This window comes from Streptomyces sp. CRN 30 (assembly GCF_034105845.1).
Genome location: NZ_JAVRHI010000221.1, coordinates 1 through 25,129, shown reverse-complemented (window position 1 = coordinate 25,129; position 25,129 = coordinate 1). Strand labels below are relative to the sequence as shown.

The window sequence follows — 25,129 nt, the reverse complement described above, 5'->3', positions numbered from 1 at the left end:
CCATCGGCTGACGAAGGGGTCCGAAGGTGCCGTCGATGCTCGATGCGGTCGTGGTGGGTGCGGGGCCGAACGGACTGACCGCCGCCGTGGAGCTGGCCCGCCGCGGCTTCTCCGTGGCCGTCTTCGAGGCCCGGGACACCGTGGGCGGCGGGGCCCGCACCGAGGAGCTGACCCTCCCCGGCTTCCGGCACGACCCGTGCTCCGCGGCCCACCCCCTCGCCGTCAACTCACCGGCGTTCCGCGCCCTCCCCCTGGACCGCTACGGCCTTGAGTGGCTCCACGCCGAGCTGCCCATGGCCCACCCGTTCCGGGACGGCACGGCCGCCGTGCTGGCCCGGTCGGTGGGCGAGACCGCGGCCTCGTTCGGCCCGCGCGACGCGGGTACCTACCGCAGGCTGGTCGAGCCGTTCCTGCCGCGCTGGGACACCCTCGTCCGCGACTTCATGTCCCTGCCGCTCACCGCGCTGCCCCGCGACCCGGTCACCCTGGCCCGCTTCGGCCTCACGGGCCTGCCCCCGTCCACCTGGCTGATGCGCCGCTTCCGCGACGAGCGGGCCAGGACCCTGCTGGCCGGTCTCGTCGCCCACGTCATGGCCCCGCTCGGCGGCTTCGCCACCTCCGCCGTCGGGCTGGTCTTCCTGCTCGCCGCCCATGCCCGCGGCTGGCCCGTCGCCCGCGGCGGCTCCCAGTCCCTCTCCGACGCGCTCACCGCGTACCTGACCGACCTCGGCGGCGCGGTCCACACCGACTACGAGGTCAAGCGGCTGGACGACCTGCCGCCCGCGCGCGCCTACGTCTTCGACACCTCGCCCACGGCGCTGGCCCGCATCGCCGGCTTCGGCCGGGCCTACGACACCTACCGGTACGGCCCCGGCGTCTTCAAGGTCGACTACGCGCTGGACGGCCCCGTCCCGTGGACCGCGCCCGAGGCCCGCGTCGCCGGCACCGTGCAGATCGGCGCGGACACCGCGGAGATCGGCAGGGCGCTGCACGACGCGTCCCGCGCGGGCCGCGCCCCCGAGCGGCCGTTCGTGATCACCGTGCAGCCGAGCGTCGTCGACCCCACCCGCGCCCCCGAGGGCAAGCAGGTCTTCTGGGCGTACGGTCACGTCCCGCACGGCTGGACCGGCGACCTCACCGACGCGATCGAACGCCAACTGGAGCGGTACGCCCCCGGTTTCCGTGACCGCGTCCTCGCCCGCGCCACCGCCGGCCCGCCCGAACTGGCCGCGCGCAACGCCAACTACGTCGGCGGTGACATCGCCTCCGGCGCGGTCACCGGCCTCCAGGTGATGCTCCGCCCCAAGCTGTCGCTCTTCCCCTACGCCACCCCGCACCCGGCGGTCTTCATCTGCTCGTCGGCCACCCCGCCAGGGCCCGGGGTGCACGGCATGTCGGGGCACAACGCGGCGAAGGCCGTCTGGCGGCGGCTGCGGCAGCCATGAGCACCGAGATCACCCTGGTCCGGGGCGACATCACCCGGCAGACGGCCGACGCGATCGTCAACGCGGCCAACTCCTCCCTCCTCGGCGGAGGGGGAGTGGACGGCGCGATCCACCGCCGCGGCGGCCCCCGCGTCCTCGCGGAGTGCCGGGCTCTGCGCGCCTCCCGGTACGGCAAGGGCCTGCCGACGGGACAGGCGGTCGCCACCACCGCCGGTGAGCTGGACGCGCGCTGGGTCATCCACACGGTGGGCCCCGTGTACCAGGGCCCCGGCAGCGACCCGTCCCCGCTGGCCTCCTGCTACCGCGAGTCCCTCCGCGTGGCCGACGGACTGGGCGCGCGGACGGTGGCCTTCCCGGCCGTCTCCACCGGTGTCTACCGCTGGCCGCTGGAGGACGCGGCGCGGATCGCCGTCCGGGCGGTCCGGGACGCCGGCGCGGCCGTCGAGGAGGCCAGGTTCGTCCTCTTCGACGACCGCGCGTACGCGGCGTTCGCCGCACAGATCCCGTAGCGCGGACCCCGCGCCCGCGCCGCCCCGGCCGGACTTGGCCGAGCAGCCCGCGCCTGTGACGCCAGGGCGGACACCGACGCCTTCGAAGTGGTGAGCGTCCCGGCTACGCCTCCTCCGCCGCGCCGGGGGCGCGGACGGCCGTCGTCGCCAGCGTGGTGTACCGCATCGTGAAACCGCCGCCGAGGGCGTCGATCGCGTCGCCCACCGCGCCCAGGATCTCCCCCAGTTGGTCAGCGCAGCCGGGTGAGTGCGCCGGTCGTGGGGAGCAGGTCCAGCCACTGGTCGCGCGTGTACGCCCGTTCCCAGTCGAACCGCCACTGCTCCGGCTCGGCGAACCGGCCGGTCCCGCGGACCGTGTCGGCGATCTTCGCGTACCCCGCCCGGTACAGCTCCGGCGGGCGTCGCGCCGGCCGGCCGCTGAACGGGGAGTCGGGCGCCACCCGGCGGTGGGCGGCCGCGAACGGCTCGGCCACCTCGGCCGGCGGCTCGTACACGTGCCCGAAGATCGCCAGGCGCCCGCCCGGCCGCAGCACCCGGGCCGCCTTCACCGCGCCGACGGCCGGGTCCACCCAGTGCCACGACTGGGCGGCGGTCACCGTGTCGAAGGTCCGCCCGGCCGGGTCCCACTCCTCGAACGTCGCCACCTCGACCCGCAGGCCGCGGGAGCGCGCGAAGTCGGCCATCCGCGCGTCCGGTTCGACGCCGAGCACGGAACACCCGGCGTCCCGGAACCGGCGCGCCGCGATCCCCGTGCCGCACCCGACGTCGAGCACGTCGAGCGCGCCGGGCGGTGTACCGGCTCCGCCGCTCCCGGCGACGATCCGCGCCACCAGCTCGTCGGGGTAGCCCGGCCGGGCCTCGTCGTAGCGCCGCGCGTCCGTGCCGAACGACTCGGCGGTCCGCCGGGCCTCGTGCGGGGCCGCCGGGTCCGGTACGGACGCCCCGGCTCGGGCTGTTCTCGCGGTAAAGTGGGCATGCGTTCACCTTAATGGGCGTGCGCCCACCTGTCGACCGGCGCACCTGCCGACCGGCGCAACGGCCACCAGCGCACCGACGCACCGCCCACCGGTGCACCGGCCTACGAGAGGACCCACCCGTGCCCACCGGCGTTCACCTGCGCGACGCGCGCCAGCAGCTGTTCGACGCCGCCGAACGCGTACTGCTGCGCGCCGGTGCCGACGGGCTGACCAGCCGGGCCGTCACCGACGAGGCGGGCTGCGCCAAGGGCGTCCTGCACCGGCACTTCGCCGACTTCGACGCCTTCCTCACCGAGCTGGTGCTCGACCGGGCCGCACAGCTTCAGGCGCGGGCGCGTACCCTGCGCGAGGCCGCCGGCACCGGCACCGTGGCCGGCAACCTCACCGAGGCGCTGACCACCCTGTTCGCACCGGTACCGGTGGCGATCATCCCGCTCGTCACCTTCCGCGACGGACTCCGCGCGCGGCTGCGGCAGGCGCGTCCCGGCGGCGGCATCGCGATCCTCGGCGAGGTCACCGCCGCCGTCTCCGCCTACCTCGCCGACGAGCGCGCCAGGGGCCGGATCGCGGCCGGCGCGGACCTCGACTCGCTCACCCTCTCCCTCGTCGGCGGCGGGCACCTCCTCTTCGCGGACCGCGACCCCGGCCCACCGGCCGAGGAGACCGTGCGCAAGCTGGTCGCCACGGTCCTCGCCGGCGCCGTGTGACACCGGGCCGGGACCGGACGGGGTGTCACCAGGTGACCGGCAGTTCGTACAGCCCGTTCACCATCGACCCCGTCTTCCAGCGCAGTTCCGTCTCCGGAACGGCCAGCCGCAGTCCCGGCATGTCCTCCGTCAACACCTCCAGCGCCACCTGGAGCTCCACCCGGGCCAGATGGGCGCCGATGCAGTAGTGCGGGCCGTGCCCGAAGCTGAGGTGCTGGTTGACGGGCCGGTCGAGGACGAGCGCGTCGGCGTCGTCGAACACCTCCGGGTCCCGGTTGGCCGCCGCCGTGTCGACCAGGACCGGCTCACCCGTACGGATCAGGGCCCCGCCCAGCTCGACGTCCTCGGTGGCGTACCGGGGGAAGGCGAAGCCGTTGGGCAGCGGCACGTACCGCAGCAGCTCCTCTACCGCGCGGGGCAGCACGTCGGGCCGGCCGAGCAGCGACGCGTACCGCTCGGGGCGGACCAGCAGCAGGTAGCAGGAGTTGGAGATCTGGTTGAAGGTCGTCACGAAGCCCGCGCTGATCAGGACCGGGGCGAGGGACATCAGCTCGCCCATGGTGATGCGCCCCTCCTCGTCATGGGCCCGCACCAGGGCGCTGAACAGGTCGTCCCCGGGCTCCCGGCGGCGCAGCTCCACCAGCTCGGCCGTGTAGGCCGCGAAGGTGGTGTTCCACTTGTGGAACTCCTCGGCCGACACGGTGTGGGACATCATCACCTCCAGCCAGTCCCTCACCCGTACGTGGTTGTCCTGGCTGATGCCGAGCAGCTCGCCGATGACGGTGATGGCCAGCGGGAAGGCGAACCCGTCGCCCAGGTCCGCCGGGGAGCCCGACGCCCGCAGGGACCGCGACAGGTCCTCGGCCAGCTCCCGCACCCGCTCGCGCAGCCGCTCGACCCGGCGCGCGGTGAACGCCTTCGCCACCGTGCCCCGCAGCCGGGCGTGGTCCGGTCCGTCGGTGGAGAGCAGCCCGCCGCCGCTCACCGCCACCGGCCTGACCCGCGGCACGTCCCGTCCGGCCCCCGCCGCCATGCTGAAACGGGGGTCGCCCAGCAGCGCCTTGGCGTCGGCGTACCGGGTGACCAGCCAGGCGTCCTCGCCGTAGGGCATCCGCACCCGGGCCGGGGGACGGCCGCGCAGCTCGGCGTAGACGGGGTGCAGCCCGAGTCCGTCGGGCTGCCGGAAGGGGTAGGCGAGGGGTTCGCGCTGTGCCGTCGTCGTCATGTCCGGCCTTTCCGGAAGGTGCAGGGGGAGGGGGTGGTCACAGGCGCACCAGGACTTTGCCGCGGTGCGCGGCCGGGTCCGTGTACAGGCCGCGGTACGCCTCGGGGATGGCGTCGAAGCCGTGCCGCACGGTCTCGTGGTGGACGATCTCGCCCCGGCGCACCATGGAGCCGAGGTCCTCGTGGAGCGCGTCGAGGGTCCGGTCGTCGTACCACTCCTCCGCGAAGATCCCGCGGATCGTCGTACGGGGGAACATGATGTACGGCAGGAGACGCGGGCCGGTGTGGTCGCCCGCGATCTGCGTCGCCCACTGCCAGCAGACGGCCACCTGGCTGTTGACGTTCAGCATGGAGAAGACCGCGTCGGTGACGGCGCCGCCCAGGTTGTCGAAGTACTTGTCGACGCCGTCCGGTGCCGCCGCCCGCAGCGCCTCGCGGGCCTTGCCCGGGTCGTCGCCCTGCCGGTAGTGGACGACGTCGTCGAAGCCCAGCGCGGTCAGGTGCGCCGCCTTCTGCGGTGAGCTGGTGGTGCCGACCACCCGCGCCCCGGCGCGCTTGGCGAGCTGCCCGGCCAGGGAGCCGACGGAGCCGGTGGCGCCGCTGACGACGAAGGTGTCACCGGGGCGCACGTCGAAGAACTTGGTGAGCGTGCCCCACGCGGTCAGTCCCGGCGGGCCCATCACACCGAGCGCCGTCGACAGCGGCAGCCCGTCGTCGTAGCGCGCCGGGTCCAGCCTGCGGAACGCCGGGAACGGGACCGGGAACTCGCCGTGCTCCCAGCGCCAGCCGCCGCCCGTGCCGATGACGTGGGTGCGCCAGCCGCCGTACCCCTGCACGAGGTCGCCGACGCCGAACGCCGCCCGCGGGCCGGCCGAGACCACCCGCAGGATGCTGTGCGCCACCATGTGTTCGCCGAGGGGTGTTTCGAGGGCGAGTCCCTGGAGGTAGGGGTCGACCGACACGTAGAGGGTCTCGAAGAGCATCTCGTCGTCGGCGAGGCGGACGTCCACCTCCTCGGTCACCTTCGCGTAGACGCGGTCGACGTCGGGGACGCCCGGGACATGCTCGCGCACGACCCACTTCTCGATCCTCATACGTGCTCCTTGGCTGTGACCGGGATGACGATCTGGGTGGGCGGCGGCTGCGTGCGGTCGATGTCCGCGGTGAACTCCACGCCGTCGTCCCGGCAGATGAACTGGGTGACGTGGCGGCCCGCGGCGGCGGCCCGGATCAGGCCGCCGATCGTGGCCCAGACACCGGACTGGTAGAAGTTCGCGAGGCCCGGCACCACCGGGCCGTGCCTGTTCACCTCCTTCTCCAGCGTCTCCGCGGCGTCCGCGAAGGGCAGCCAGCCGGCGATGGTGCCGTTGTGGTTGGCGGTGTAGCGGATCTGGGTGAGCGGGGTGCCGGTGTCGCGCGCCACCACCGCCCCCGCGAGCCCCGGGAAGCGGCGGTCCAGGAACTCCGTGACGGCCCGCTGCACCTGCCGCTTGGCCGCGTAGTAGGCGGGTCCCCGGCGCACGGCGAGGGTGTGCACCTCCTCGCCCCGGTGGGTGCGGCTGAGCCGCTCCGGGCCCTCGGCCAGCTCCCGCCAGACCTCCGTGTCGGAGAAGTAGGTGGCGAAGACGACACCCGTCCCGGGCGGGGACAGCTCCGGATAGTGGGCGCTGCGGAACTGCACGTTCACACTGGGGTGCCCCATCCCCACGAACCCGGCCGTCTCGTCCTCGCCGAGCAGGTACGTCGTACAGGGGTCGCCCTGCGGGAACGGGCGGTCCAGGCCCAGGAAGACGCTCACGTACCCGGGGTAGAGCATCCCCGGTTCGTCGATGTCCCGCGTGTAGAGGCGCTCGTACGTCGGGTTGAGGTAGCGGCCCTTGAGCAGCCCCATCATCGTGGTGCGGCCGTCGCAGGCGGAGACCACGATGTCGGCCCGGAACTCCCGCCCGTCGCTCAGCCGCACCCCCACCGCGCGGTCGTCCTCGACGAGGACCTCCTCGACCTTGGCGTTGTAGGTGACCTCGCCGCCGAGCCGCAGGTAGCGCTCCTCCACCGACCGCGCGAGCCCCAGCGAACCCCCTTCGGGCACCCCCGCCGTGCCGTTGGCGTGCGACGCCAGCTGGAAGTAGAACGGCAGCACCGGGAAGGCCGGGTGGTACTCGTACAGGATGTGGTTGAACGCCTCGCGCAGCAGCGGGTCGGCGAACCGCGCGGCGAACTCCGTCATCAGCGTCGTGATCGACTTGCGGATGACGTTGAAGTACGGGGCGAACGACGCCAGCATCCGCAGCCGCTCCACCCGCCCCATCAGCCCCACCGGCTTGAGGAAGGGATAGGCCGCCATGCACGCCTTGAACTTCCGCAGGCTCGCGCAGAACGCCCGGATCGGTCTGGCGTCGGCGGGGGAGAGGCCGAGCAGATGTGCTTCGAGGCGGTCCGGGTCGGAGTAGAAGTACACCGCCCGGCCGTCCCGGCCCCGGACGACGTTGAACACGTCGAAGTTGCGCATCTGCTTGCCCTGCAACGCGCCCAGCTCCAGCCAGATCTGGTGCATCTCGTCACCGGGACCCGAGCCGAGCAGCCAGCTGACGCACCAGTCGAAGGTGAAGTCGCCCTTGTCCCAGGCCGTGCAGCAGCCGCCCGGCAGCTCGTGCATCTCGAAGACCCGCGAGCGGTAGCCGTTCATCTGCGCGTACGCGCCGGTGGACAGGCCGCCCAGCCCGCCGCCGATGACGATCATCGTCCGGCGTCGTCCGCCGGAGGCGGTGTCACGCGCCACGCGGCTCACCTCCCGTCGCCGCACCCGCGCGGCTCATGTCACGGACACCGGCCAGCACCTCGCGGACCAGAGCGGCGTTGCGCTCGACGTGCTCCGCGTCGAGCATGTCGGCGTGCGCGCCGGAGCCGCGCAGCACCCCGGTCGGACCCGTGGAGCTGCCGTGCCAGGAGCCGTGCTCCCCGGCGGCGTACAGCTCGGCCTTGTGCGCGTCGGAGACCACCGTGACGGCGGCGCGCACCGTACCGACGTTGGGGGTGCGCCCGCAGAAGCCGATGTAGTCCCGGGCCTGTTCGAGGGTCTCCCGGGCCAGCTCCCGCGACCCGGTGTGCTTGAGCAGGTGCTCGCGCAGCTCCTGCTCGAACGCCGCGAGGTGCGCCTCGCCGACGGTGTAGGGGTCGGGGATGCGGTACGAGTCGAGCACGACGACGTGCGCCACCTCGCGCCCGCGCGCCTCCAGCTCCTTCGCCACCTCGAAGGCGAGGTTCCCGCCGAGCGAGTAGCCGAGCAGCGCGCACGGCCCCTGCGGCTGGAGGGACTCGACCAGATCGGCGTAGCGGGCCGTCTTGTCGTCGCCGGTCAGGTAGTTGAACGCCACCAGCCGGTACTCCGGCAGCCGCGCCGCGAACAGGCGGTACACCAGTCCGTGGCCGCCGGCCGGCGGGAAGCAGAAGACGGCCGGTCCCGCGTCGCGGTTGAACCGCAGCCAGGGCTGCGCGCCCGGCAGCCGCCCGGTGACGATGTGCTCCACCGTCCGGGCCATGCCGTGCAGCGTGGTCACCTTGAACAGGTGGCTGACCGGCACGGTCACGTCGAACTCGTGCTGGAGCCGGTGGATCAGCTCGATCAGCCGCACCGAGCTGCCGCCCGCCTCGAAGAAGTCGTCGTGGAGACCGGCCCGCGCCACCCCCAGCACCTCCTTCCAGTGCTCGGCCATCCGCGTCTCGTAGAGCGTCACGGGCGGGTCGTACGGGGTGTCGCCGGCGGCGGCCCGGGGCGCGGGCAGCGCCGCCAGGTCGACCTTCCCGCTCGGGGTCAGGGCCAGCTCGGACAGTTCGGTGAACGAGGTCGGGATCAGCTGCGTCGGCAGATGCTCGGCGAGGTACCGGCGCAGCCGCCGCCAGTCCGGCCGCGCGCCGGGCGCCGCCACGCCGTACGCGCACAGCACGTTCTCGCCGCGCCCGTCCGGGCGTACGGTGACGACCGCCCGGTCCAGCTCCGGCCACCGCGCGAGCCGGGCCTCGACCTCGCCCAGCTCCACCCGCCGGCCGCGCACCTTCACCTGCGCGTCGGCCCGGCCCAGCAGGTGCACCCGTCCCTCGTCGTCCCAGCGGGCGAGGTCGCCGGTGCGGTAGACGCGGACGGTACGGGCCCCCGGGCCGTCCCCCAGGGTGCGGGTGACGAAGCGCCGCGCGGTCTGCTCGGGGTCCCCGAGGTATCCGGTGGCGACACCCGCGCCGCCGATCCACAGCTCACCGGTGACACCGGGCGGCACCGGCTCCCCGTGCGGATCGACGATGTACAGCTCGGTGCCGGGGAACGGCCGCCCGATCGGCACCGTCCGGCTCGCCTCCAGACCGTCCGTGGGCCCCTCGAAGTACGTACTGTCGACGGTGGCCTCCGTGAGCCCGTACGAGTTGACCACCCGGGCGTCCGGCGCGCACAGGGCACGCAGCCGCTCGTACTCCCCGACCTTCCAGGTGTCGGAGCCGACGACCAGCAGCCGCATGAAGTCCAGCCGCTCGCCGCCCTGTTCGCAGTGGGCCAGCAGACCCCGCACCACCGACGGCACGAACTCGGCGCAGTCGACGCGCTCCCGCCGCATCACCGCGTACAGCCGCGCGGTGTTGAACAGCAGCTCCCGGCCGGCCAGCACCAGCGTCCCGCCGGAGCACAGGGCCCGCACCAGATCGCCGGTGAACACGTCGAAGGACGGACGCGCCGCCTGGAGGTGCACGGAGACGTCCCGGTCCAGGCGGTACTCCGCACGCCACGCCCCGTACGCCGAGGCGAGGTTGCGGTGCCCGACCAGCACCGCCTTGGGACGGCCCGTGGAGCCGGAGGTGTGCAGGACGTACGCGGGACCGTCCAGGCCGGCCTCGGGTTCCGGCGCGTCGGACGCGGGCCCGGCGGAAAGGCCGTCCAGGGTGACCGTCCGGGCCGCCGGGAACCGCTCCCGCGCGCCGGGGCCGACGACGGCCAGCGCGACGCCGGTGTGCGCGACCATGTCGGCCAGCCGGTCGTCCGGGTCGCGCGGGTCCAGCGGCAGGTAGGCTCCACCGGCGCGCAGCACCGCCAGCAGCGTGACGATCAGCTCGGGCGACTTGTCCAGGCACACGGCGACCACCGCGCCGTCCCCGACGCCCAGCCCGCGCAGCCGCGCCGCCCGGTCCCGGCTGCGGGCGTCCAGCTCGCCGTAGGTCAGCGTCTCGCCGTCACCGGCACCGTCCTCGGCGGGGGCGCGCACGGCGACGGCCTCCGGCCGCTCGGCGGCGACCCGGGCGAACAGCCGGTGCACCGGCACGTCGGGGACGACCGCCGGACGGCCCGCGCCGCTGAAGCCGTCGAGGAGCCGCTCCCGCTCCTCCGCGCCGAGCAGCGGCAGCCGGGTGGCCGGCCGCGCGGGCGCCGCGCGGGTCAGCGCGTCGAGCAGATTGACGTAGTGCCCGGCCGTCCGCCGCATCGTCGCGGCGCGGAACAGGTCGGTGTTGTACTTGAAGACGCAGTGGAAGCGGTGGTCCGCCTCGTCCTCGTACACCGACAGCGTCAGGTCGAACTGGCCTTCCTCCTCGGGGAGTTCGATGTACTCCAGGCGGTAGCCGTACTTCTCCGTGGCCACCTTGTGGGTGAGGAGGATGAACATCGCCTGGAAGACGGCCGACCGGCTCGGATCGTGCTGGAGGCCCAGCTCCTCGACCAGCAGCACGAACGGGTACTCCTGGTGGTCCAGGCCGCCGAGGACGGCGTCCCGGACCCGGGCGAGGAGCTGGGCGACGCTCGGCGCGCCCGACAGGTCGAGGTGGAGCGGCAGCGGGTTGACGAAGTAGCCGTAGACCCGGGCGAACTCCTCCTCGGTGCGGCCCGTCACCGGGCTGCCGACGATGATGTCCTCCTGCCCCGAGTAGCGGTGCAGCAGCAGGTAGTAGGCGCTGATGAGCACCATGAAGACCGTGACGTCGTGCTCGCGTGCCAGGGCGTGGACGCGGGCGCTGAGGTCGGCGTCGAGGACGAAGAACTCCGACGCGCCGTTGTGCGTCTGCACCGCCGGACGCGGCCCGTCCGTGGGCAGCGCGAGCGCCGGGACGTCCGCCGGCAGGTGGGCCTTCCAGTAGTCGAGCATCCGCCGGGCGTCCCGGCCGGCGAGGAACTGGTTCTGCCGGTTCAGGAAGTCCACGTACCGGGCGCCGACCGGCGGCAGCCGCGGCGCGGTGCCCCGGCGCAGCGCCTCGTACACCGCGAGCAGTTCCTCGATGAAGGTGAAGGTGGAGACGGCGTCCGAGACGATGTGGTGGACGGCCTTCATCAGCACCCACCGGTCCGGGCCCCGCCGGAACAGCCGCAGCCGGACCAGCGGGTCGCGCTCCAGGTCGTAGGGCCGGCGGTACTCTCCGACGATCAGCGCGTGGATGTCCTCCCACGGCAGCTCCGCCACGTCGAAGAGCGCCACGTCCGCGCGGGCCGCGGCATCCTCCGGCGGCGTGACCGTCTGCACCGGACGGCCCCGGTCGGTGGTGAAGTTGGCGCGCAGCGCGGGATGCCGCTCGACCAGCACGCGGAACGCCGCGAAGACCAGCTCCGGTTCGAGCGCCGTGCGCACCTCCACCGCTCCGCCGATGTTGTAGGCGAAACCCTCGGGGTTGAGCTGCTTGAGGAACCACAGGGCCTTCTGGTTCTGGGTCAGCGGATGGCGCCGCTCGTCGTCGTACAGCTCCACGGCGGCCGTGACCTCGGTGTCGTCCGCGTCCGCCGCGGCCAGCTCCGTCAGCTCCTCGTGGACCCGGCCGGTCAGCTCGCCGACGGACGCGCTGCCGAGCAGGGCGACGACCGGGAGCGTGACCCCGAGGTCGGCCTGGACGCGCGAGCGCAGCTCCATCGCCAGGAGGGAGTCGAGACCGAGCGCGTTCAGCCCCGTACCGGCGTCGACCTGCTCCGGACGCATCCGCAGCACCCCGGCGACGACCTGCCGGAACCGGTCGGCCACCAGCTCCTCGCGGGCGGCCGGGGCGGCGGCGCGGAACACCGCCTCGAAGGTGTCGGCGGCGCCGCCACCGCCGGCCCCGGCCCCGGGCGCGGTCGCGTCGGCCGCCGCCGCGGCCAGGTCGGTGACGAGCGGGGGCGGCGCCGGGTACCAGGCGAGGAACGCCGGCCAGTCCACGACCGTCGCGACGAGCACCTGGGCCCGGTCCTGGCCGATGACGCGCTCCAGGACGGCCATGCCCGCCTCGGGGGAGAGGGAACTCATGCCCCGCCGGGTCCGGTAGTGCTCGACCAGCCCCAACTCCTCGATCATGCCCGTGGCCCAGGGGCCCCAGTCGAGGCTGAGCGCGGGCAGCCCGCGGGCCCTGCGGTGGTGGGCGAGCGCGTCGAGGAAGGCGTTGCCCGCCGCGTAGTTGGTCTGCCCGGCGGTGGTCAGCAGCGACGCGACCGACGAGAACAGCACGAAGTGGTCGAGCGGCTCGTCGCGCAGGTGGCGGTGGAGGAGGTACGCGCCGACGACCTTCGGGGTATACACGGTGTCGAAGGCGGCCCGGTCCATCTCCGGCAGGAGGGTGTCGCGGACCTGCCCGGCGAGGTGGAACACGCCGCGGATCGGCGGCGACTGGCGGCGCCGGTACCCGGCGAGCCATCCGGTCAGGGCCTCCTCGTCGCCGATGTCCAGCGGGGCGAGGACCGGCTGCGCGCCGAGCGCCTCCAGCTCCTTCAGGAAGCGGATGCGGTCGGCGGCCGGGGAGTCCGCGGGGACACCGTGCCACTGGTCCCGGTCGGGCAGGGCGGTACGGCCCACGAGGATCAGCCGGCGGGCGCCGCGGGTCACGAGCCGGCGGCACAGCAGCCTGCCGAGCGCGCCGAACGCGCCGGTCACCAGGTAGGCGCCGTCCGCCCGCAGCCGCAGCGGGAGCGGGCGGGGCAGCCCGGTCACCGGCGCGAGACGGCTGGTGAGCCGGCGGGTGCCGCGCACCGCGACCTCGTGCGCGCCGTCGCCCGCCGTGGCCTCCCGCAGCACGGCCGAGGCGTCCGCGGCCCGGTCGTCGGAGGCGGGGTCGAGGTCGACGAGCACGCCGCGGTGGTCGGTCAGCTCCTGCTGGCCCAGTACGCGGCCGATGCCCCAGGCCGGCGCGGACAGCGGCTCGGCCGGGTCACCGGGGACGGCGGCCTGCCCGCCCCGGGTGACGATGTGCAGCCTGCTGCCCGGCTGGTGGACGGGGAGCGCGCGGGCGAGCGCGACCAGCGAGTACCCGGCGAGGTCGGCCCGGTCCCGGATCTCGGCCGCCGTACGCGTCGCGTCGATCGGCGGGAGGTCCAGACTCCACAGGTGCGCGACGTGATCGAACGGCGGCGCACCGCCGGCCCGCACCGCGGCGAGCAGCTCCGCGAAACCGTCGGCGGACCCGGGATCGACGACGGACTCCCGGCTGCCGGGTTCGCCGCGGTGGCCGGAGTCGTCGGGTTCGGCGCGGTGGCCGGGGCCGTCGGTCTCCGTGCGGTGGGTGCGGGTCGGGCGGACCAGGTGGCAGCGGCCGCCGGCCGCCGTGACCCGTGCCGCCAGTTCCTCGGCGACCCCCTGTCCGTCGGCGAACACGAGCCAGTCACCCGGGGTGCCGGGCGGGCGCGCGGTGCCGGAGGCGCGTCGACCGCCGGCGGTCTCGTCGGACGTGTCCGGGACGTCCGCGTCGAGCGGGGCCTCCACCCAGGTGACGTCGGCCAGCCACGAGTCGATCGTGCCGAGGCCCACCGTGGCGGAGGCCGTCTCGACGTCGGCGGCGCGGAAACCGGCGACCCGGCCGAGCGGGGTGCCGTCGTCGGCGTGCACGGCGATGTCGCCGACCAGCTCGCCGCCGACCGCGCCGGTGAGGACGGCGTGCGCCCACAGCGGCCGGTCCCCGACGGCGTCGAGGTCGACCTCGCCGATCGCCAGCGGCAGCCGGATGCCGGTACCGGAGGCGCCCTGGCCCCCGTGGCCGCCCCGGGCCCCTTGACCCCCGTCGTCCCCGTCGTCCCCGTCGCCCCCGGCGTCCAGCAACTGCGGCGTCAGCAGCGTCTGGAAGCACGCGTCGAGCAGCACGGGATGCACATGGTGGCGGGCGGCGTCGTCGCCGATGGCCGCGGGCGGCCGGATACGGGCGAGCGCCTCGCCGGGGCCGATCCACACCTCCTCGATCGCCTGGAACGCGGGACCGTACTGGTAGCCGAGGGCGGCCAGCGCCGCGTAGCACTCGGCCCCGGCCAGGCGGCGGACGCCGCCCGCGCGGACCGCGTCCACGTCGAGCCGGGGCGCGCGCCGCCGGTGCCCGCCGGAGGCGGAGCGCACGGCACCGCGCGCGTGCACGGCCCGCTCCGCGCCCTCGCCCCCGCCCGGGACGGTGGCGACGGTGAACGCCGCGTCCTCGGGCGAGAACGACAGCTGTACGGGCGAGGTCGGCCCCGTGGCGTCGTCGTCCGGCAGGAACAGCGCCTTGCGCAGCTCGATGTCGGTGAGCGCCGCCCCCGCACCGGTCAGCGCGCGGACGGCCTGCGCCGCCATCTCCACGTAACCGGCCGCCGGGAAGACCGCGCTGCCCTGGATGCGGTGGTCGCGCAGGTACGGCAGCGACTCGGTGTCGGGCCGGGACTCCCAGGTCGGCTCGGCGGTGGTCAGCCGGCGGCCCAGCAGCGGATGGTCCACGCGGCCGAGGCGGACCTGCTCGACCGGCGCGGGCTCCGTCCAGTACCGGTCCCGCTTCCACGGGTAGCGGGGCAGCGGCACCGTGCGCCCGGCGGGGTGCAGCACCGACCAGTCGATGCCGACGCCGAGATTGTGCAGGGCGGCGAGGGAGAGCGTGAACCGCTCCCGCTCGTCCTCCTCGCGGCGGATCGACGGCAGGGTCCGTGCCTCGTGCCCCCGGGCGGCGAGGCTCTCGCCGATGGCGTGGCCGAGGACCGGGTGCGGGCCGATCTCCAGGAAGACACCGTGTCCGTCGTCGGCGAGACGGCCGACCGCGTCGTCGAAGCGGACGCTGTCGCGGACGTTGCTCCACCAGTACGCGGCGTCCAGCTCGGGCCCCTCGGCGTACCGGCCCGCCGCCTCCCCGCCCGCCGTCGTGCACAGCGGTACGCGCGCGGGGCGCGGCCGGAGACCGGCGAGCGAGGACAGCAGCTCGTCCTTGACGAGGTCCATGCGCGGGCTGTGGTACGGCACCCGCACGGCGAGGAACCTGGCGAAGACACCTTCCTCGCGCAGCCCCTCGGCGATCTCGGTGAGGGCCTGCTCGTCCCCGGCCAGGGTCAGCGCGGCCGGGCTGTTGACGGCGGCCACCGACACCCGGCCGGTGTGCGGCCGCACCCGTGCCAGGGCCTCCGCCTCGGAGAGCCCCACCGCGAGCATGGTGCCGGTGCCGACCAGCTTCTGCTGGAGCCGGCTGCGGTGCACGGCGATCGCGGCGGCCTCGCGCAAGGTGTAGACACCGGCCTCGTAGAACGCGGCGATCTCACCGGTGCTGTGCCCGACGATCGCGTCGGGTGTGACGCCGTGGCTGCGCCACAGGGCCGCGAGTCCCACCTGTACGGCGAAGTTGGCGGGCTGGGCCAGCCACGTCTCGTCCATCCGGGACGCGGCCCCGTCGGCGGCCAGTTCCTCCAGCAGCGACCAGTCGGCGAACTCGGAGAACGCCCGGTCGCACCGCTCGACCGCCGCCCGGTACACCGGCTCGGTCGCCAGCAGCTGCCGTCCCATGCCGTGCCACTGCGGGCCCATGCCGGTGAACACCCAGACCAGCCGCCGGTCCCCGGCCTGCCGCACCTGGTCACGCAGGACGCGCGGGTGTGCCTCACCGCGCAGGTGGGCGTCGAGGGCGTCCTTCAGGGCGGCCGGTGAGTCGTAGACGACCGACAGCCGCGCTTCGAGGTGCTGCCGGCGCCGGGCCAGGGTGTAGGCGAGGTCGGGCAGGGCGGGCTTCCGGCCGTTCGCGCCGGTCAGTTCCCGCCGGACGTTCGCGGCGACCTCGTCGAGGAGCGCGGGGTCGCGGGCGGTCAGCGGCAGCACGGTCGGGCCGGGGCGCGCGTCGCGCTGCTTCGGCACGGCGGGTGCCGCGGGTACCGGGGCGGCCTCCAGCAGCACGTGTGCGTTGGTCCCGCCGAACCCGAAGGAGTTGACCCCCGCGCGTGCCGGACCGTCGTGCTCCGGCCAGGGCACCGCGCGCGTGGGGATCTCGTACGGCAGCGACGCCAGGTCGATCGCCGGGTTGGTCTCGGTGAGGTTGATGTGCGGCGGGACGGTGCGGTGCTTCAGCGCCTGCACGGTCTTGATGAGACCGGCGATCCCGGCCGCCGACTCGCAGTGGCCGATGTTGGTCTTCACCGACCCCACGTAGCACCGGGCGCCGGGCGCGCGCCCCACCGACAGCGCGCGGCCGAGCGCCCCGGCCTCGATGGGGTCGCCGACCGGGGTGGAGGTGCCGTGTGCCTCGACGTACTGAAGGTCGCCCGGGGTGATGCCCGCCTCGGCGCAGGTCCGTTCGATGAGCGCCACCTGGGCCTCGGCGCTCGGCACGGTGATGCCGTCGGTACGGCCGTCCTGGTTGACGCCGCTGCCGATGATCACGGCGTGCACCGGGTCGCCGTCACGCAGGGCGTCGTCCAGGCGCTTGAGGGCGATCACACCGACGCCCTCCGCGCGGACGTAGCCGTTGGCCGAGGCGTCGAAGGTGCGGGAGCGGCCGTCGGGCGAGAGGAAACCGCCCTTGGTCTCGGCGATGGAGTACTGCGGCGCGCTGTGCAGGAGCGCCCCGCCGGCCAGCGCCAGGCTGCTCTCCCCGCGGCCGAGGCTCTGGCAGGCCAGGTGCACGGCCACCAGGGAGGAACTGCACGCGGTGTCGAGGGAGACGCTGGGGCCGCGGAAGTCGAAGCAGTACGAGATGCGGTTCGACACCATCGTCATCATCGTGCCGGTCGCGGTGTGCGCGGTGAGCGTCTCGAAGCCGAGGTCGGCGAATTGAAGGATCTTGTAGTCGAGGGTGAACGCGCCGACGAAGACACCGACGTCCCGGCCGGCCAGTTCGGCGGGTCTCTGGCCGCCGTCCTCCAGCGCCTCCCAGGCCACTTCCAGGAGTTTGCGCTGCTGGGGGTCCATGTGGGCGGCCTCGCGCGGGCTGATGCCGAAGAACGCCGGGTCGAACTCGTCGAAGCCGTCGATGTACCCGCCCCGGCCGCCGACCAGCCGGCCCGGTCTGGCGGAGGTCCTGCTGAGGAGGGTCGCGGTGTCGTACCGGTCGGGCGGGGTCGGGACGATGCAGTCCTTGCCGGCGGCGAGGTTCCGCCAGAAGGCCCGGTGGTCGGAGGCTCCGCCGGGAAATCGGCAGCCCATTCCGATGACGGCGATCTTTTCGGGCGTGACAGTGCGCTGTAATTCCGACATAGGCAATTCCTTGCGGGAAAACGAAGCGGCAAGACGCGGAGAGGAAAGGCAGGGGTTTGCAGGAAAAGGGACGTCAGAAACGCCGGTCTGCTATTCGGCGGACGCTGTGATGGGCACCTTTTCCGGACAGGAGAATCATCCCCCCGAGAGTAATCACTTCCCGCTGGATAATTCCCGTCACGTCGGCAGGTAATCACTCGCACGGTAAGTATGAAAAATGAACGACCGTCAGTCGTCGGTGATCAGCGCGTGTCCCGGCGGGGCGGCAGCAGCCGCAGCACCTCGTCCGTGCCGAGCCCGGCGGCCACCCGCAGCGGAACACCGGCCACGGGGCACCACTCCTCGTGCCGCCCCCGCTCCAGCCGCAGCAACCGCCGGGCGAGCGAGGGGTAGACGGCCCAGCACAGGGGGCATGCGTCGGCGCCCGCGTGGGCGACCGGCGCCGACATCGGGGGTGCGGACCCCGGTGTGATCAGAGGCCGCGGAGGTGGCGGAGCCCCGCGCAGCGGCGGCGCGGGCGGCGGCGCCGAGCGCTCGACCTCCGGTGACTCGCCGTTGTCCGGCGTCTCGTCGCTCACTGTCCCCGTCCCTCCCCCGAGGTGACTCCCGCGCGCCGCAGCCATCGCCGGCGCGTGGCCGCGCGTGCCGCCGCGTCCCCCCATTCCAGCACCACCCACAGCAACTCCGCGACCGTCGCGAGGGACATCACCCAGAACGCCGCCCAGCGCCACCCCGCCTGCACGGCGTCGGCGGGCGGTGCGGCGGCCAGTGAGACGCCCGTGCCGATGGCGACCAGGCCGAGGTTGTAGCAGAGGGCGGCCAGTGCCGTACCGCGCCGCCAGCGGGCCAGGTCGGTCTCGCGCCGCCGGGCGAGGAAGGCGCGCGCGGCGACCGGGAGGGACGGATCGTCGTCCGCTTCGGGGCTGCCCTCCTCGAAGACGTACAGGAAGGTCCGCGCGCGGAACCCCCACTGCACGCACGCCACCAGCGCCACCGCCGCCAGGGTCAGGAACAGGGTCGCCGGTCCGGGCCACCGGAACCTGTCGTCGTCGGCGGCGACCACCCCGAGCATCGCCACCGCGCCGCCCGCCAGCAGGGGCGCGGCGACCGTGCTGACGGACTCGATGGCCCGCCCGTACGCCACGTCGCGCGGGTCCCGGCGCGCTCCCGAGGCTTCCGGCATCTCGACCCTCCCCGCCGGTCACCGTAGCGGACGGCACACAGCGACGGATCACCGGCCGGAGAGGGCCCCGCCCCGAGGTGCCGGGAGAGCCCCGCCCCAGGACCGCACAAATTCCGACGAGGTGATTGATTCGGTTGTGTTCGGGTCCTAGGGTGACCGTGACTTCGACTCAGTAGCCGCTCCCTCACCGTCAGTTGCCGCGCCCCACGCCGGTAACTCCCGTCACCGCATCGCGCGTTGAGTCGCCCCCCTCAGAGCCCACGGAAGGCCACGGTCATGCCGCACCCGCCCGTGTCACCCGCCGCGTCCCCGCTCGCCCGGCCCCGTCCGGTCGTCAGCCGCCGCCGTCTGCTGGAGGGCGGCGCCGCCGTCCTCGGCGCGCTAGCCCTCTCCTCGCCGGCCGCGGCCGCGCTCGCGGCGGGCCCCCGCGCGGCCGCCCCGGGCGCCACCCCGGAGTGGAACGACTTCGGTGTCTTCCGCGTCGGCACCGAGCCGCCGCACACCACGCTGATGCCGTACGCCGATGTCCGGCAGGCCCTCGCCGCCGACCGCACCGACTCCCCGTACCGCCTCGGACTCGACGGCACCTGGAAGTTCGCCTACGCAGACCGGCCCGAGGACCGCGACCCCGACTTCCACCGCACCGACCTCGACGACGGCGGCTGGGACGACATCCCGGTGCCCTCCGTGTGGCAACTGCACGGCCACGACCGGCCGATCTACCTGAACATCACCTACCCGTACTGGGGCGCCAACGGACAGGGCGAGGAGCCGCAGCCGCCCGCCGCGCCCACCCGGCACAACCCCGTCGGCCAGTACCGCCGTACCTTCACCGTCCCCCGCGACTGGTCGGGGCGCCGCACCTTCCTGCACTTCGAGGGCGTGAAGTCGGCGCACTACGTGTGGATCAACGGCGAGCCGGCCGGCTACGACGAGGACTCCTACACCCCCTCCGAGTACGACGTCACCGACCTCCTGAAGCCGGGCACCAACCACATCGCCGTCGAGGTCTACCGCTACGCCGACGGCGACTGGCTGGAGGACCAGGACATGATCCGGCTGAGCGGCATCTTCCGCTCGGTGTACCTGTACTCCACCCCGGCCGTGCACCTGCGCGACTTCCGCCTCGACACCCCGCTGAACGACACTTACACCGATGCCGAGCTGGCCGTCACCGCGAGCGTCCGCGCCTACGGGGGCGGCGACGCCGGGCGGTACACCGTGGAGACCCAGCTCTACGACACCCGGGGGCACGCCGTCTGGTCCCGGCCGCTGACGACCGCCGCCGACCTCACCACGGTGAGCGCCGGCGAGGACGTCACCGTCCGCTCCACCAAGGCCGTCCCCGCGCCGAAGCTGTGGTCGGCCGAGCAGCCGCACCTCTACACGGCCGTGCTGCGGCTGCGCGACCCCTCGGGGAAGGTGACCGAGACGCTGTCGCACCGGGTCGGCTTCCGCGAGTTCGCGCTCAAGGACGGCCTGATGCGGATCAACGGCCGGCCGGTGTCGTTCCGCGGCACCAACCGGCACGAGATGCACCCGGACCGCGGCACCGCGCTCACCCGCGAGAACCTGGTCGAGGACATCACCCTCATCAAGCGGCTGAACATCAACTCCGTGCGCACCTCGCACTACCCGAACAACCCGCTCTGGTACGAACTCGCCGACGAGTACGGCCTGTACCTCGTCGACGAGACCAACCTGGAGACGCACGGCATCCGCGACGAGTACCCCGGCAGCCACCCCGAGTGGACCGCGGCGTGCGTGGCCCGCGCGCAGAACATGGTGCACCGCGACAAGAACCACCCCTCGGTGGTCATCTGGTCGCTCGGCAACGAGGCCGGCACCGGCTCCACGTTCACCGCGATGCACGACTGGATCCGCTCCTACGACACCACCCGCGTCATCCAGTACGAGGGCGACGACCGCCCCGGCATCAGCGACATCCGCTCGGAGATGTACGACACCCCGCAACGTGTCGAGCAGCGGGCGAAGGACACCTCCGACACCCGGCCCTACGTGATGATCGAGTACGCCCACTCGATGGGGAACTCCACCGGCAACTTCAAGAAGTACTGGGACGTCGTCCGCGCCCACGACGTCCTCCAGGGCGGCTGGATCTGGGACTTCGTCGACCAGTCCCTCACCTGGCCCGTCCCCGCCCGCACCTTCCTGACCGAGACCGGGCCCGCCGCGCTGCGCGGCGAGATCGTCAACCCCAGCGGCTCCTTCGACGAGGAGAAGGGGATCTCCGGCGCCACGGTCTTCCCCCGCGACGCGAGCCTGGACCTCACCGGCTCCCTCACCCTGGAGGCGTGGGTCACCCCGCGGTACTTCGGCTACCACCAGCCCGTCGTGGCCAAGGGCGACACCCAGTACTCGCTGAAGCAGAGCGGCAGGACCCTGGAGTTCTTCCTCTACTCCGGCGGCCAGTGGATCACCGCGAGCTGGGGGCTGCCCGACGACTGGACCGGGCGCGAGCACCACATCGCGGGGGTCTTCGACGCCGACGCGGGCACCCTGACCCTCTACGCCGACGGCGTCGCGAGAGCCACCCGCGCCACCACCCGGCGCCCGGAGGTGAACACCGCGCCGCTCGCCCTGGGCACCGACACCGACAACCCGACCCGCGAGTTCAGCGGCACCATCCGCCGGGCCGCCGTCCACGCCCGCGCCCTCACCGCGGCCGAACTCGCTGACGACGGGCGCGGCCCCCGCGACGACGGTGTGCGCTTCTGGTTCGACGCCGCCACCGCGGACACCGACGAGGCACGCCCCGACGCGGAGACCTTCCACGCCTACGGCGGTGACTGGGGCGACAACCCCAACGACGGCGCGTTCGTCGCCGACGGCATCGTCCTCGCCGACCGCGGCCACACCGGCAAGGCCGCCGAGGTCAAGCGCGTCTACCAGGCGATCGACGTGAAGAGCCGGTCCGGCGGGCCCGGCGCGGTGACCCTCGTCAACGAGAACCTCTTCACCGACCTGCGCGCCTACGACGGCCGGTGGGAACTGGCCGCCGACGGCGAGGTGGTCAGACGCGGCCGGCTCACCCGCGATCAGCTCGCCGTCGCGCCGCTGTCCCGTAAGGACATCACCCTGCCGGTGACCCTCCCGGCCGGCGCGGCGCCCGGCACCGAGTACTTCCTCCAGCTCTCCTTCACCACCAAGGAGTCCGCACCCTGGGCGAAGGCCGGTTTCGAGGTGGCCCGCGTCCAGCTCCCCGTCGAGGCAGACGTCCCGGCGGTGACCCCCGTACCGCTGGACCGCGTCCCCGCCCTGCGCGTCGACGACGGCGAGGACGAGGTGGAGGTCGACGGCCGGGGCTTCTCCGTCACCGTCGACAAGAGGAGCGGCACCCTCACCTCCTACAAGGCCGGCGGCATCCGGCTCCTCGACTCCGGCCCCGTGCCCAACTTCTGGCGGGCGCCCACCGACAACGACAACGGCAACGGCCAGCACACCCGCAACCGCACCTGGCGCGACGCCGGCGCCCACCGGAAGGTGACCGGCGTCGCCGTACGGACCCTGGGGGCGGACCGGGCCGTCGAGATCAAGGTCAGCGGCACCCTGCCGACGACGACGGAATCCACGTACACCACCACGTACACCGTCTTCGGCAGCGGCGAGGTCAAGGTCGACAACACCCTGCACCCGGGCGCCGCGAACCTGCCCTACATCCCCGAGGTCGGCACCCTGCTGTTCCTGCCGCGCCGCCTGGACCGGCTGCACTGGTACGGGCGCGGACCCGAGGAGAACCACTGGGACCGGCACACCGGCACCGACGTCGGCCGGTACTCGGGAACCGTCGCCGAGCAGTGGTCGGGGTACATCCGCCCGCAGGAGAACGGCAACAAGACCGACGTCCGGTGGGTGGCGTTCACCGGCCGCGACGGCGCCGGGCTGCTCGCCTCCGGGGACGGGCCGCTGGAGTTCAACGCCTCGTACTTCACCCCGGAGGACCTCTCCGCCGGGGTGCGCCACGACTACCAGCTCACTCCGCGGGACGCCGTGGTGCTGCGGCTGAACCACCGTCAGATGGGCGTCGGCGGCGACAACAGCTGGGGCGCGCACACCCACGACGAGTTCAAACTCTTCGCCGACCGGGACTACGCGTACACCTATTGGCTGCGCCCGATCGACGACGTGCGCGGGGCGACGGAGGCCGCGCGGCGGCGCACGGCCACCGAGTGAGGGACCGGGAGCCCGGGGTAACCGGGCTCCCATGGGTGGTGAGGCATCGGGTGACGTACGGGTCGGCGCGTGTTCCTGGACGGACCGGCAGCTCGTGACGAGCGGCTGGTACCCGCGCGGACGGCGGGACGCCGAGGGGCGGCTGCGGCACTACGCCTCCCGGCTGCCCGTGGTCGAAGTGGACGCCGGGTACTACGCGTTGCCCAGCCGCCGCAACAGCGAACTGTGGGTCGAGCGCACCCCCGAGGGGTTCCGCTTCGACGTCAAGGCGTTCTCCCTGCTGACCGGGCACCCCACACGCGACGCGGCGCTCCCGCCCGACCTGCGCGGGGCCGAGCGGGGCCCGGCCCTCCTGGACGAGGTGTGGCGGCGGTTCGCGGACGCCGTCGCGCCGCTGCGGGAGGCCGGGCGGCTCGCCGCCGTGCTCTTCCAGTTCCCGCCGTGGCTGGCGCCGGGCGCCGAAGCCGAGGAGAGGCTGCGGCAGTGCGCGCGGCGCGCGGCCGGCTGGCCGCTCGCGGTCGAGTTCCGGCACCCGGGGTGGTGGGCGGCGGAGCGCGCGGAGGACACCGCCGCGCTCCTCGCCTCCCTGGGCGCGAGCGCGGTGGGCGTGGACACGGCGCAGGGACTGCCGGGGTCGCTGCCGCCGGTCCTGCCCGTCACCCGTCGCTCCCTGGCCGTCGTCCGGTTCCACGGCCGCAGCCCGCGGTGGGGGAGGGGCGGCAAGGAGGACCGCTTCAGGTACGCCTACGACGTGGCCGAACTCGCCGCGTGGGTGCCGAGGCTGCGGCGCGCGGCCGCCCGGACGGACGAGCTGCACGTGCTGTTCAACAACTGCTGCGCGGACGCGGCCGTACGCGCCGCCGAGACGATGCGGGACCTGCTCAGGGCACCGGGTCCGGGTCGCTGATCCCGAGGCGCAGGTGCTCGACGTGGTAGACGGCCTGGTCGAGCAGTCCGGCCACGTGGTCGTCGTGCAGCGCGTACACCACCGACCGGCCGCGCCGCTCGCCCACCACCAGACCCAGGTTGCGCAGCAGCCGCAGCTGGTGCGAGCAGGCCGACTGCTCCATGCCGACCTCCGCCGCCAACTCGGTCGCGGGCAGCGGCCCTTCGCGCAGCCGGGCCAGGATCAGCAGCCGGGAGGGGGTCGACAGGGCCTGGAGGGTGGTGGCGACCTTGGCGACGTTGTCCGCGTCCAGCCGCACCCGTGCGGTGTTCTCGGTGGTGCCGGCTGCTCCATGACCCATGCGGCCATCCTACGCACCACGCGTCAAGCCTCACATGAACAGATGAATGAGTCTTCATGTGTTCCTGTATGGTGTGCGCCGTGACCGCCACCCTTGCCCCGAGCACGCCCGCGACGGCCCCCCGCCGTCCGGCGCTCCGCCGCCGTACCCGCGTCCTGGCCCTGCCCGAGGCCCGCTGGGCGCTGCTGTCCCTGCTCGCGTTCCTCCTCGCGCTCGCCCTCGACCTCGGCGGCGCCACCGCCTGGTCCTACGGCCCGCTGTACGCCCTCGCCTACGCCGCCGGCGGCTGGGAACCGGCGCTGGAAGGGCTGCGCGCCCTGCGTGAGAAGACCCTCGACGTCGATCTCCTGATGATCGTCGCGGCGCTCGGCGCGGCGGCCATCGGGCAGGTCCTCGACGGCGGTCTCCTCATCGTCATCTTCGCCGTCTCCGGCGCGCTTGAGGCCCTCGCCACCGCCCGCACCGCCGACTCCGTGCGCGGCCTGCTCGATCTCGCGCCCACCACCGCGACCCGGGTGGGCGACGACGGCACCGAGGAGACGGTCCCGACCGCCGCACTCGCCGTCGGCGACGTCCTCCTGGTCCGGCCCGGCGAGCGGATCGGCGCCGACGGCACCGTCGTCGACGGCACCGGGGAGGTCGACCAGGCCACCGTCACCGGCGAGTCCCTCCCCGTCGTCAAACGCACCGGCGACGACGTCTTCGCCGGCACCCACAACGGCACCGGTGCCCTCCGGGTCCGCGTCGGCCGCGACCCCGCCGACTCGGTGATCGCCCGGATCGTCGCCCTGGTCGAGGAGGCGTCCCGCACCAAGGCCCCCACCCAGCTCTTCATCGAGAAGATCGAGCAGCGCTACGCGGTCGGCGTGGTCGCCGCCACCCTCGCCGTCTTCGGCGTCCCCCTCGCCTTCGGCGCCCCGCTCACCGACGCGCTGCTCCGCGCCATGACGTTCATGATCGTCGCCTCGCCCTGCGCGGTCGTCCTCGCCACCATGCCGCCGCTGCTCTCCGCCATCGCCAACGCCGGGCGCCACGGCGTCCTGGTCAAGTCGGCCGTCGCCATGGAACGCCTCGGGCGGATCGACACCGTCGCCCTGGACAAGACCGGCACCCTCACCGAAGGCACCCCCGAGGTGACCGCCGTACGGCCGCTGCCCGGCTCCGGCCTCGACGAGGACGCGCTGCTCGCGCTGGCCGCCGCGGCGGAGGTGGCCAGCGAGCACCCGCTGGGCCGCGCCGTGGTCGCCGCCGCCCGCG

Annotated in this window: 13 protein-coding genes and 1 pseudogene; 6 read left to right on the top strand and 8 right to left on the bottom strand. The window is 73.9% G+C overall.

Translation table 11 applies throughout. The annotated features are described in order from the left end of the window. Window positions 1-35: 35 nt before the first annotated feature. Both UW392_RS23760 and UW392_RS23755 read left to right on the top strand, forming a co-directional pair. Window positions 36-1,445 carry an NAD(P)/FAD-dependent oxidoreductase gene (locus UW392_RS23760; RefSeq protein WP_320777118.1) on the top strand — a complete coding sequence of 470 codons (1,410 nt, stop codon included), beginning with the start codon at window positions 36-38 and terminating at the stop codon, window positions 1,443-1,445. Beyond that, entirely contained in the window at window positions 1,442-1,954 is a 513-nt protein-coding gene (locus UW392_RS23755; RefSeq protein ID WP_320777117.1) for an O-acetyl-ADP-ribose deacetylase, read from the top strand. The genes UW392_RS23760 and UW392_RS23755 overlap by 4 nt, the downstream gene beginning before the upstream one ends. A gap of 103 nt (window positions 1,955-2,057) precedes the next feature. Here the strand turns inward: UW392_RS23755 and UW392_RS23750 are convergent. Next, window positions 2,058-2,930: pseudogene (locus UW392_RS23750) on the bottom strand (class I SAM-dependent methyltransferase). Window positions 2,931-3,050: 120 nt separating this feature from the next. Here UW392_RS23750 and UW392_RS23740 point away from each other — a divergent pair. Continuing rightward, window positions 3,051-3,638, top strand: coding sequence for a TetR/AcrR family transcriptional regulator (locus tag UW392_RS23740; RefSeq protein WP_414496659.1), 588 nt, complete (start codon window positions 3,051-3,053; stop codon window positions 3,636-3,638). A 25-nt stretch (window positions 3,639-3,663) separates the two neighbouring features. Here UW392_RS23740 and UW392_RS23735 read toward each other — a convergent pair whose 3' ends face one another. The 6 genes from UW392_RS23735 to UW392_RS23710 all read right to left on the bottom strand — a co-directional run bounded on the left by UW392_RS23735 (window position 3,664) and on the right by UW392_RS23710 (window position 18,431). Then, window positions 3,664-4,863, bottom strand: coding sequence for a cytochrome P450 (locus UW392_RS23735; RefSeq protein WP_320777116.1), 1,200 nt, complete (start codon window positions 4,861-4,863; stop codon window positions 3,664-3,666). Window positions 4,864-4,900: 37 nt separating this feature from the next. After that, window positions 4,901-5,956: an NADP-dependent oxidoreductase gene (locus UW392_RS23730; protein WP_320777115.1), complete on the bottom strand. Its 1,056-nt coding sequence runs from the start codon at window positions 5,954-5,956 to the stop codon at window positions 4,901-4,903. Then, window positions 5,953-7,602, bottom strand: a complete 1,650-nt coding sequence (locus UW392_RS23725) for an NAD(P)/FAD-dependent oxidoreductase (RefSeq protein ID WP_320777134.1) — start codon at window positions 7,600-7,602, stop codon at window positions 5,953-5,955. Before UW392_RS23725 ends, UW392_RS23730 begins: the two co-directional genes overlap by 4 nt. A 28-nt stretch (window positions 7,603-7,630) precedes the next feature. Further along, the gene (locus tag UW392_RS23720; protein ID WP_320777114.1) at window positions 7,631-17,248 is read right to left on the bottom strand and encodes a non-ribosomal peptide synthetase/type I polyketide synthase; all 9,618 of its coding nucleotides are present in this window, start codon (window positions 17,246-17,248) and stop codon (window positions 7,631-7,633) included. A 242-nt stretch (window positions 17,249-17,490) separates the two neighbouring features. Beyond that, on the bottom strand, window positions 17,491-17,826 hold the full coding sequence (locus UW392_RS23715) for a hypothetical protein (protein ID WP_320777113.1): 336 nt from the start codon (window positions 17,824-17,826) through the stop codon (window positions 17,491-17,493). Next, the gene (locus UW392_RS23710; RefSeq protein WP_320777112.1) at window positions 17,823-18,431 is read right to left on the bottom strand and encodes a hypothetical protein; all 609 of its coding nucleotides are present in this window, start codon (window positions 18,429-18,431) and stop codon (window positions 17,823-17,825) included. The genes UW392_RS23715 and UW392_RS23710 overlap by 4 nt, the downstream gene beginning before the upstream one ends. A gap of 276 nt (window positions 18,432-18,707) precedes the next feature. Between UW392_RS23710 and UW392_RS23705 the strand changes: the two genes are divergently transcribed. Beyond that, the gene (locus tag UW392_RS23705) at window positions 18,708-22,625 is read left to right on the top strand and encodes a glycoside hydrolase family 2 TIM barrel-domain containing protein (protein WP_320777111.1); all 3,918 of its coding nucleotides are present in this window, start codon (window positions 18,708-18,710) and stop codon (window positions 22,623-22,625) included. Window positions 22,626-22,656: 31 nt separating this feature from the next. Next, entirely contained in the window at window positions 22,657-23,532 is an 876-nt protein-coding gene (locus UW392_RS23700) for a DUF72 domain-containing protein (protein ID WP_320777110.1), read from the top strand. On the opposite strand, the gene UW392_RS23695 is transcribed toward UW392_RS23700, so the two are convergent. After that, complete coding sequence (locus UW392_RS23695) at window positions 23,507-23,872, bottom strand: metalloregulator ArsR/SmtB family transcription factor (RefSeq protein ID WP_320777109.1); 366 nt, start codon at window positions 23,870-23,872, stop codon at window positions 23,507-23,509. The two genes, UW392_RS23700 and UW392_RS23695, sit on opposite strands and share 26 nt — an antisense overlap. Window positions 23,873-23,940: 68 nt before the next feature. Here UW392_RS23695 and UW392_RS23690 point away from each other — a divergent pair. After that, on the top strand, window positions 23,941-25,129 hold a 1,189-nt coding region (locus tag UW392_RS23690), incomplete at its 3' end, for an HAD-IC family P-type ATPase (protein ID WP_320777133.1).